The organism is Bradyrhizobium sp. (assembly GCF_019244115.1).
Classification (GTDB): domain Bacteria; phylum Pseudomonadota; class Alphaproteobacteria; order Rhizobiales; family Xanthobacteraceae; genus Bradyrhizobium.
Genome location: NZ_JAFATE010000896.1, coordinates 1 through 9,638 on the forward strand (window position 1 = coordinate 1; position 9,638 = coordinate 9,638).

Below are 9,638 nucleotides of genomic sequence, written 5' to 3' on the forward strand. Positions count from 1 at the left end.
ACGATCGTGCGCCGCCGCGGTTGAGCGCTCGACGGGAGCAGGCAAATCCAAGGAAGCACAAATGGCCACCAACACCGCACGCGATACCTTCATCGTCGGCCTGCGCAACGCGCACGCCATGGAGATCCAGGCCAGGGAACTGATGGAACGTCAGTCCGAACGGCTGGACGAATATCCCGAGATCAAGCAGAAGGTCTCGATGCATTTGCAGGAGACCAATGAGCAGCTGCGACGCCTGGAGCAGTGCCTGGAGGCCTGCGGCGAGAGCACCTCGAGCGTGAAGGACACCACGCAATCGGTTGCGGCAAACCTTCAGGCCATGATGCATGCGATGGCGGGAGATGAAATCCTCAAGAACACGTTTGCCAACAACGCGTTCGAGAATTTCGAGATCGCCGCCTACAAGTCGCTGCTGGCGCTCTGCCGGGCGGCGGGCATGGACCAGGCGCGCGCGCCGCTGCAGCAGTCGCTGCAGGAGGAAGAGCGCATGGCAGACTGGATCGACGGCAATGTCGAGAAGGTGACCATGGAATATCTGCAACACCAGCAGCGGCACGCCGCATGACGGGATGCATCCCGGTGGGATCGAGACGTCATCAGGGCCGGGCGGCCGAAGTGTCACTATGGCGGGAACGGGATCATCGAACGTCATCCCGGCCTGCCTCGCCTGAATCCAGTGTTCAGGCCCGACCTCGGGCCAGCGCGCGCGACATTGGTCCGATCACCCCGTGACCATCTCCTGCGCGCCGCCGAGCAGTTTCACGTTGAGCTGGCCGCCGGCAAACAGCATGTCGTCTAGCGCCTCGTCGATATCGGTCGAGACGACCGATATCGCGGCGTCACGCGCGAGCGCGGCTTGCGCGATGCGCCGCATCAGTTCCTTGATGAAGGCGGCACTGACGCCCTCGGTACGGGCAACGGCTTCATTCACGAGGCTCTGATCGAGCGGCAGCCCCTTTCCATAGAGCCGAACCAGCTTGTCGCGGCCCATCCTGTCCGGCAGTGGCACCTCGATCGCCTGATCGATGCGGCCGGGGCGGCCGGCCAGCGCGGCCTCCAGCTGCTCCGGCCGGTTGGTGGTGAGCACGAACAGGATGTCGGCGTCTTCCTTCAATCCATCCATCTCATTGAGCAGCTTGTTGAGCAGCGATTCCTCGCAAGGCCCCGCCATCTCGTTGCGATCGCGGGCGATCAGGTCGACGTCCTCGATCACGACCAAGGCGGGCTGCAGCAGGCGCGCAAGGTTCATGTACATGCCCAGCAGAGCGACCTGTTCGGCGGTGATGATCAGCGTGGTGTGTCCGGGCAGATTGGTTGCGAGATAGCGGATGGTATGGGTCTTGCCGGTGCCGGGCGGGCCGTAGAGCAGGATGCCCTTGCGGGTCGATTGGCCGAGCCGGCGCAGGCTGGCGCGGCTTCCGACAAAGCTCCGCACGTTGCGGTCGAGCAGTCTCAAGGTCTGCTCGGGCAGGATCACCGCTTCGCGGTCGACCGGCGGCAGGCGGTGGACCATCACGCCCCGCGATCGACCGCGATAATTGGCCCCGCCGTCGAGCGAGAGAATCTTGCCGCGATAGGAACGTGCCGCGCGCACGGCTTCTTCGAGCCCAGCGAAGCAGCGCTGCGCGAGCTCCTGGCCGGCACTCCCTGTGGGAACGGCAATCTCGAGGCGGATCGCGGTCTCCTGATTGGGTTCCTGATGCAAGGACAAGACGACCGCATAGCGCAGTTCGCCATCGCGACACAGCCACAGCCCGTTGCGGAGGCACTGCACCGCCGCGTCCTCGCCGATATCGATCTCATGATATTGCGGCGGCGCAATCACCGGGGCATCGCGGCCCGGCCGCATCAGCCCGGTGAAGGTCGGTGTCTCCCAACGATATTCCTCATGGAAGCCGAAGAACCGGATCGGCGCGGCGAACAGCGTATCGATCGCGACCTGAACGTCGGCCCGCATGTGACCGGGAAACTGCCGGACCGTCGTGACCAGGCCGCTCTGCGAAATCCCGGCAAAATGCCACGCGAGCGCGTCCCAGGCCCACCTGAACTCTCCCTCCTGCTGGTCCTGAGGGACGCTTGCGATCGCACGCACGCAGGCCGCACAGAGTCGAGCGGTCTGGGCCGCGAGCGACACCTCCGTCCGGGCCGGCGTCGCACCGCAAAGATCGCAACAATCGCTGACGGCCTCGCTGGTGATCAGCAGCGGAAATCCACCGGCGCGGATCTGCTCGCGCGCCGCCGCGAGCAGCGCGTTGGCAACAGCGGCTGGATATGGCCCGCAGGCGACCTTGCCCTGCTTGTCGATTCCCGAAAGGAACGCGACCGCCTCACGCTCGGTCTTGCCGAAGACGCTGCGGAGGAGCTCCACCACAAAACCGTGGGGCGTCGCCTCATCATCATGAAAAACGAGCCGGATTGTCCCGGCGCCGCCGCTGACCACATCCATCATTGTTTCCTATAGTTGTACTAGCATAGTTATTCAACTAAAGATAGAAAAGAACAAGAAAAGAACAAAAAAAGAACATCATAAAATGTCGCATCCGTCAAGCGGGTGCGCTGAGAAAGGATGGGTGGGGTCGGACTCTCCTTGATAGTTTATGTGACGGCACGATCGCATGTCATGATTCGTGGCCCGTGCCCGCGCGAAAAGCCGTTTCAGCTTTGGCGTGTGGATTCAGTCGGCGATTTTGATGCCATGCAGGTCGCCAGTCAGATGTAGGCGCGGAACTCGGCTTCTCCGCGGGCATCGGGCCACAGAAAGCCTTTCAGGAGATCGTCGCGTGTGACAGGCATGGTCGCGGCCGCAATCAGACCACGCCCGTGATCGGAGCGCGTTGAACCGATCGGCCGAGGTCGGATGAGATCCTGCTATAGGATAGCGCCGTGATCCCGACGGCAAGTGGGACGTGCCGTGCGCCTCGGCGAACGCCGTCGACGTCCAGGATCCGCTCCCGGCCTGACGACCGCGAGCACTCCGTCAGTGCTCGCCCTGCTCGTAGCAGGCGCGGCAGATCTGCGGCGGCCGGCCTTCCAGATGGGCGCGGCGGAATTCCGCGAACTCATCGCTTTTCCAGACCTCGGAGAAGCTGCCGTTATTCTTGAGCGAAGGACCGATCTGGTAGGTGTCCGGGTTGCCCACCGTGCAGCACGGCACGACGCGCATGTCGGAGGCGACATAGGCGCGCTCGAACGGCCACGGGCAGAGGTGGGACGGCGAATCCGTCCGATACTTCTCGGTGGTGTGCCAGAAGGCGACACGCCGGCCCTGGGCGCGGCCCTTCTCGAGCAGGCTGAGCATCGAATCGAGGCCAAGCTCGTCCTCCACTGTGACGGAGGCGTTCCGTTCATTCCATTTGTCGAGACCCCAGCCGATCACTTCGAGGGAGAACACCTGATTGGTGAAGCCGAGCTCCTGGCCGAGATCGACCAGCTGGCCGAGTTGGTGGCGGTTGCCCTGCTGGACCACCGTCCACATCTTCGTCACCTCGACACCCTTCTCGCGGCAATAGCCGTTGATCAGCTTGCAATTGGCGGCGACGCGCTCGAACACCGAACCGACACGGATGCCTTCGAACACGTCCTTGGTGGCGCCATCGATCGAGATCTGGATTTCGTTGACCCCGGTATCGACCAGCTTCTTGTAGTTGTCGCGGAGGTGAAGCAGCGACGCATTGGTCGTCGTTCTCACCCAGATGTGCTTGGAGCGGGCATAGCGGATCATCTCGAAGAATTCATCGCCCCGCTGCATCAAGGGCTCGCCGATGCCCTGCAGCTTGATCTCCACCAGCCCATATTGCTCGTCAATCAGGCGGCGGAAATCGTCAAAGCGCATGTCCTCCGCGCGCTGGCCCTTCGGCCACTCGGCGACCACGCACATGGTGCAGCGGAAATTGCAGCGGCTGACGTTTTCGATGTCGAGCTTGATCGGCAGATAATCGATCACGGCGCCGCGGCGCTGATGCGCCTGATAGGCCTCGAAGTTCGCCTTGCGACGCGGGTCACTGGACAGCGCCAGTGCGCGTTCCCGCTGGTACGCCTCGAGGCCGGCAGCCGGCACGGGCATCGGCAGGCTGCGAAGCCCTGTAGGATGGGTGACGTCGTGCACTGCTGCCTCCTTGGTCCGTACCGAATTGCCTGGTCCTTGCGCCGCTTACGCTGAGCCTACTCTAAGAACTTATATCCGAAGATGACCCTGACCTGCGCCGCAGGCGGCCAAATGAAAGCTGTTCATAAACTGGAAACCCCGCGACATCCACCGGCAACACCTCCCACGCCTTGACGGCGCTGAGCCGCGTTTGGGCCGGCCATGCACAAAGCGTGGGCATTTTCCATCGACCAGCGGGCCGCGAATGTCCATCCGGGAAAACGCAGCTATCAACTCCCCGTCCCGGGCGACCGTGACGCGTCGGTTTTTCATGTTCCATCCGATGGAGCGCCAGCCCCAGCCTTGGGGATGACACCGTAGCTGCCCGGGCGTCAATTCCTCATACGCGCAAAAACGCCGCGGCGGCGGATTTTGGCTCGGTTTGCAACGTGGCGTTGCGCGCGGATCACACTTGTGACATATGGATGTCGCGACGAGAAGTGGTATACGGCACACCGCTGCGTCTTCACGGCCAGGCAGGCATGTCGGTGCGGCTTCCCGCAGGCAGGAACCGCGCACCGGTTCTTGGCAGCGCCCCGTTCGGCAGCCGGTCCGAGATTCGAGCCATGGATCATTCGTCGACAGGCCGTGTTGTCACGGACGTTCCATCGCCATCCGGCATCAGCACGCCGGCTGCGCCGATGCGCTCGACCATCGCGCTGCGCCGCGCCGGTCTCGCCGAGATGTTGATTTAAGGTTGAAGGCGGTGTCTGATTCGGCCCACCGATTGTCCTGAATTGTGTCCGGCGACACGGAGAACCTCGCGACCAAGCGCCCGCGTGAGTATGTATCGTCGCTAGTTGACTGTGCGGAACAGCTTTCGTCAAACGAGGCCGCGATCGATGGAGAACGTCATTCCCGATCAGGCCCTTGGGGCGCAACGGCGCGACGGACGCTTTTCGCTGCGCGCGCGGCTGATGATGCTGGTGATCGCCAGCGTGGTTCCGCTGGTCGCCTTCACGTTGGCGCGCGGATATCTGGATTATCATAATGCCGTGACCGACGCGGGCCGCAAGACGCTGGAACTGGCGCACAGTCTTGCGCTCAGTATCGAGAAGCAGCAGCAGGCGCGCATCGCGGTGCTCGAGGTGCTGGCGATGTCGAACGCGCTTCGCCGCGGCGATTTGGATGTCTTCCGCGCCCGCGCCGACGCTGTCGTGGCGAAACAGTTTCCGGGCTCGAACATCGTGCTGCTGCGCGAGGACGGCACCCAGGTCCTGAATACGCTGCTGCCACCAGGCGCGCCGCTGCCCCGGCGGCCCGACATCGAAGCGACCAAGCAGGTGTTTGCCACCGGCAGCCCCGCGATCTCCAACGTGTATCTTGGAGTCGCGGCACGTCGCTACGTCGTTTCCATCGAGGTGCCGGTGCGCAATCCCGAGGGGAGCATCGTCTATTCCCTGTCGATCGTTCCGCAGGCTGACGCGTTTGCCGATGCGATGCGCCGTCAGGACCTCCCGCCCGGCTGGCCGGTCGCGATCTTCGACCGGCAGGGCGTGACCGTCGCTCGCAATCTCAGTCCCGAACGGTTTGTGGGCGGGAAGCCGGGACCTGCGTTGCTGGCGCGCCTGCTGGAAAAGCAGGAGGACGTGTTCTTCAACACCTCGCGTGAGGGCATCGCGCTCGTCACCGCCTTCAGCCGCATCGAAACCTCGGGCTGGACGGTTGCCATCGGAGTGCCGATCGCCGAGCTGACCGCGCCCGCCATCGAAGCCGCGATGCGTACGCTGTTCGTGGGTGGCTCCGTGCTCGCGCTCGGTCTGCTGCTTGCTCTCGTCGTGACCAGACAGATCGTGGCGCCGATCGCGACGTTGCGCCGGCTGGCGACCCCGGAGCACCGCGGCGAGATCCTGACTGCGCCCGCGACGGGACTGAGCGAGGCCGACGAGGTCCTGCGGGCGCTGCAGACCGCCGAGCTGGCGCGCCTGCGCAGCGAGCAGGACGCTCTCGAGCGCAGCAAGCAGCTCGAGTCCTCGAACACAGCCCTGGCAAGCGAAGTCGACGTTCGCCACAAGGCGGAGCAGAAGGCCCACGCCCAGCTCGCCCGCCTGAGCCTGCTGCACCAGATCACGCGGGCGATCGGCGAGCGGCAGGATCTCAGCAGCATCTTCCAGGTCGCGGTTCGCAGCCTCGAGGACGAGCTGCCGGTCGATCTGGCCTGCCTGTGTCTTCACGACAGCACCGACCAGACGCTGACGGTGGCGAGGTTCGGCGTCAAGAGCGGCACGCTCGCGCTCGGCCTCGCGATGCCCGAGCGGGCGCGGCTCGCCATCGACCAGAACGGCCTGTCGCGCTGTGTGCGGGGTGAACTGGTCTACGAGCCCGATCTGGCGCAACTGGACGCCCCCTTCCCGCAACGGCTTTGCCGCGCCGGTCTGCGGTCCCTGGTGCTGGCGCCGCTGCAGGTGGAGAGCCAGGTGTTCGGAGTGCTGGTGGCGGCACGCCTGCAGCCGCAAGGTTTTTCCAGCGGCGAGTGCGAGTTCCTGCGCCAGCTCAGCGAGCATGTCGCCCTCGCCGCGCATCAGGCGCAGCTCTATGAGGCCCTGCAGCAGGCCTATCACGACCTCCAGCAGACGCAGCAGGCGGTGATGCAGCAGGAACGCCTGCGCGCGCTCGGGCAGATGGCGAGCGGCATTGCACACGACATCAACAACGCGCTGTCGCCGGTCACGCTCTACACCCAGGTGCTGCTGGAGATGGAGCCCGATCTCAGCGCCAGCGCCCGGGAATCGCTGGAGACCATCCAGCGCGCCGTCGACGACGTCGCGCACACCGTTGCACGCCTCTCCGAATTCTACCGACAGCGCGAACCGCAGCTCGTGCTGGCTCCGGTGCAGCTGAACCAGCTGGTGCAGCAGGTCATCGATCTGACGCGGGCGCGCTGGAGCGACATGGCGCAGCAGCGCGGCACCGTGGTTGCGCTCAGGACCGAGCTTGCCGCCGCGCCGCCCCCGATCCTCGGGGTCGAGAGCGAGATCCGTGAGGCGCTGATCAACCTGATCTTCAATGCGGTTGACGCCATGCCGAACGGCGGCACGCTGACCGTGCGCACGCGCCTGATGAAGAGCCCCGCCGGCAATCGACACGACCAGCTCCAGGTCGATGTCGGCGACGAAGGCGCTGGCATGGACGAGGAGACCCGGCGCCGCTGCATGGAGCCGTTCTTCACCACCAAGGGCGAACGCGGCACCGGCCTCGGCCTTGCGATGGTCTATGGCGTCGCGCGCCGGCACAACGCCGATGTCGAGATCGACAGCGCAGTCGGCAAGGGCACGATCGTGACGCTGAGCTTTCCGGTGCCGCCGGCCGATCAGATCGCCGCGCCCGGAGCCAGGCCGGGATTGGCGGTGCCGCCGCGCATGCGCCTGTTGCTGGTCGATGACGATCCCCTGCTGCTCAAATCGCTGCGCGATACGCTGCAGGCGGACGGTCACGTCGTCGTCTCCACCAATGGCGGGGCGGCCGGCGTAAAAGCCTTCCGCGCGGCACTCGCCGCCGGTGAGAGTTTTGGCGCAGTGATCACCGATCTCGGCATGCCGAATGTCGATGGCCGCATGGTGGCCGCCGCGATCAAGGACCTGTCTGCGGCGACGCCCGTCATCATGCTGACCGGATGGGGACGGCGGCTGCTGTCGGGGGAGGACATTCCACCCCATGTCGATTTTGTACTGAGCAAGCCGCCAAAACTTCGCGAGCTGCGCGAAACGCTGGTGCTGTGCAGCGACGCGTCGGCAAGCGGGCAGAGGCGGGGACGTGGCTGATGACGGACCCAATGACGGACACAAGGCCGCTGGTCATGATCGTCGACGACGACGCCGCGCAGGTGCAGGCCCTGTGCCGCACGCTGCCGGCGCATGGCTACGATCCGATTGGCTTCACCGATCCCGAAGCTGCGCTGGCCGCGCTGCGGCGGAGCAAATGCGATCTCGTGCTCGCCGACCTGCGCATGATGCCGGGCGGCATGGATGGCATCGCCTTGTTGCAGGCTGCGCTTCAGCTCGATCCCGATCTCGTCGTCATCATCATGACCGGCGCCGGCACCATCGCGACCGCGGTCGAGGCCATGAAGGCGGGCGCGCTCGATTATATTTTGAAGCCGTTCAAGCTCAGCATGATCATTCCGGTGCTGGAGCGCGCGCTCGCGGTGCGCCGGCTGCGGCTCGAAAATGCCGCGCTGGAGCGGCGCGTGCGCGAGCACACCGCCGAGCTCGAGGCCGCCAACCGCGAGCTCGAGGCGTTCTCCTTCTCGGTGGCGCACGACCTGCGCAGCCCCCTGACCGTGATCCTCGGCTATGCCGACACGCTGATCGAGGATTTTTCGCCGCAATTGCCGCACGAGGCACTGGTGCAGCTCGAAGGCATCGTCGCCGGCGCCGAGCAGATGCGGCGGCTGACGGACGGCCTGCTCAGGCTGTCGCGGCTCGGCCGTCAGCCATTGTCGCGGCAGCGCGTCGACATTGCGGCGCTGGTGCGCGAGGTGGCGGACGAATTGCGCCGTACCAGCGGTCCGCGGCAGATCGCCGTGCATGTCGGCGAGCTTCCCGATTGTGTCGCCGACCAGGCGCTGCTGCGGCAGGTTTTCGTCAACCTCTTGTCCAACGCCTTCAAGTTCACGGCGACGCGCTCCGATCCCGTCATCGCCGTGAGCGGCCGGACCGAGGCGAGCGAGCGCATCTATGCCGTGCGCGACAACGGCACCGGTTTCGACATGAGCCAGTCCGAAAAACTGTTCGGCGCGTTCCAGCGCCTGCACGCGACCGATCAATATGAGGGCACCGGAATCGGGCTCTCGATCGCGGCCCGTGTCGTGCAGCGCCACGGCGGGCGCATCTGGGCCGAGTCCGAGGTCGACCGCGGCGCGACCTTCCGCTTCAGCATCCCGGGGTGACGATCCGGCGGGATCTCGCGATGAATCCGTGTGCGCTTCGCACCACGGCGGATGGCTCTCACGTCGCCTGGACATCGACACAGGTTTCCATGATCCGATCGATCTCGGCGCGCGAGAGAACGCCGAGTTCGGCGATGAAGACGATGCGCGTCCGCGGCACGCCGGCTAAAAGCGGCCCGCCCGGTGCCAGCGTCGCGCGGCCGCCGGCGAGCTGAAACACCATCAGGCGCCCGGGCTGCTCGGGGGTCTCGAACAGCCCCTTCGCACGCGCGAGTTTTGGTGCGAGGCGCCCGATCGCCTGCTGCAGCCGCGGCAGCGAGAGCGGCCGCTCCGAGGTCCAGCTCAAGGCCTCGAACCGGTCGGCCACCGGCCCGCGCGGCCCGACCTCGCGCCATGCCGGGACGCGATCGACATCTGGGGCGAACAACAGAGCTGGAGGCACCTCGCCATTGATCGCATCGACCACCGCCGCCGCCGGACGCAGCACGCGGATTGCCGCGCGCATCTGCGCACATGCCGCCGCGTCCACCAGATCCACCTTGCTCAGCGCCACAATGTCTGCTGCGCGAAGCTGAGAGCGGAGCAGTGCGTCCTCGTTCAGCGCCT

General features: G+C 65.4%; 7 protein-coding genes. 4 read left to right on the forward strand and 3 right to left on the reverse strand.

The window, feature by feature from the left end; translation table 11 throughout:
• Positions 1-61 precede the first annotated feature (61 nt).
• A complete protein-coding gene (locus tag JOZ76_RS37360; RefSeq protein ID WP_291706384.1) occupies positions 62-565 on the forward strand; it encodes a ferritin-like domain-containing protein in 504 nt (167 codons plus the stop codon).
• Between the two features lie 156 nt (positions 566-721).
• On the opposite strand, the gene JOZ76_RS37365 is transcribed toward JOZ76_RS37360, so the two are convergent.
• Complete coding sequence (locus JOZ76_RS37365) at positions 722-2,446, reverse strand: ATP-dependent Clp protease adaptor ClpS (protein ID WP_291706378.1); 1,725 nt, start codon at positions 2,444-2,446, stop codon at positions 722-724.
• A 531-nt stretch (positions 2,447-2,977) separates the two neighbouring features.
• Positions 2,978-4,105, reverse strand: a complete 1,128-nt coding sequence (locus JOZ76_RS37370) for a radical SAM protein (RefSeq protein ID WP_291706379.1) — start codon at positions 4,103-4,105, stop codon at positions 2,978-2,980.
• A 605-nt stretch (positions 4,106-4,710) separates the two neighbouring features.
• Here JOZ76_RS37370 and JOZ76_RS37375 point away from each other — a divergent pair.
• The 3 genes from JOZ76_RS37375 to JOZ76_RS37385 all read left to right on the forward strand — a co-directional run bounded on the left by JOZ76_RS37375 (position 4,711) and on the right by JOZ76_RS37385 (position 9,032).
• On the forward strand, positions 4,711-4,839 hold the full coding sequence (locus JOZ76_RS37375; protein ID WP_291706380.1) for a hypothetical protein: 129 nt from the start codon (positions 4,711-4,713) through the stop codon (positions 4,837-4,839).
• A 147-nt stretch (positions 4,840-4,986) separates the two neighbouring features.
• Positions 4,987-7,905 (forward strand): ATP-binding protein, encoded by a 2,919-nt coding sequence (locus tag JOZ76_RS37380; protein WP_291706381.1) that lies wholly within the window; start codon positions 4,987-4,989, stop codon positions 7,903-7,905.
• Between the two features lie 11 nt (positions 7,906-7,916).
• Positions 7,917-9,032, forward strand: a complete 1,116-nt coding sequence (locus JOZ76_RS37385) for an ATP-binding protein (protein ID WP_291706382.1) — start codon at positions 7,917-7,919, stop codon at positions 9,030-9,032.
• Between the two features lie 58 nt (positions 9,033-9,090).
• Here the strand turns inward: JOZ76_RS37385 and JOZ76_RS37390 are convergent.
• Positions 9,091-9,638 (reverse strand): GTP-binding protein (locus tag JOZ76_RS37390; RefSeq protein WP_291706383.1); only part of this gene is annotated, 548 nt, incomplete at its 5' end.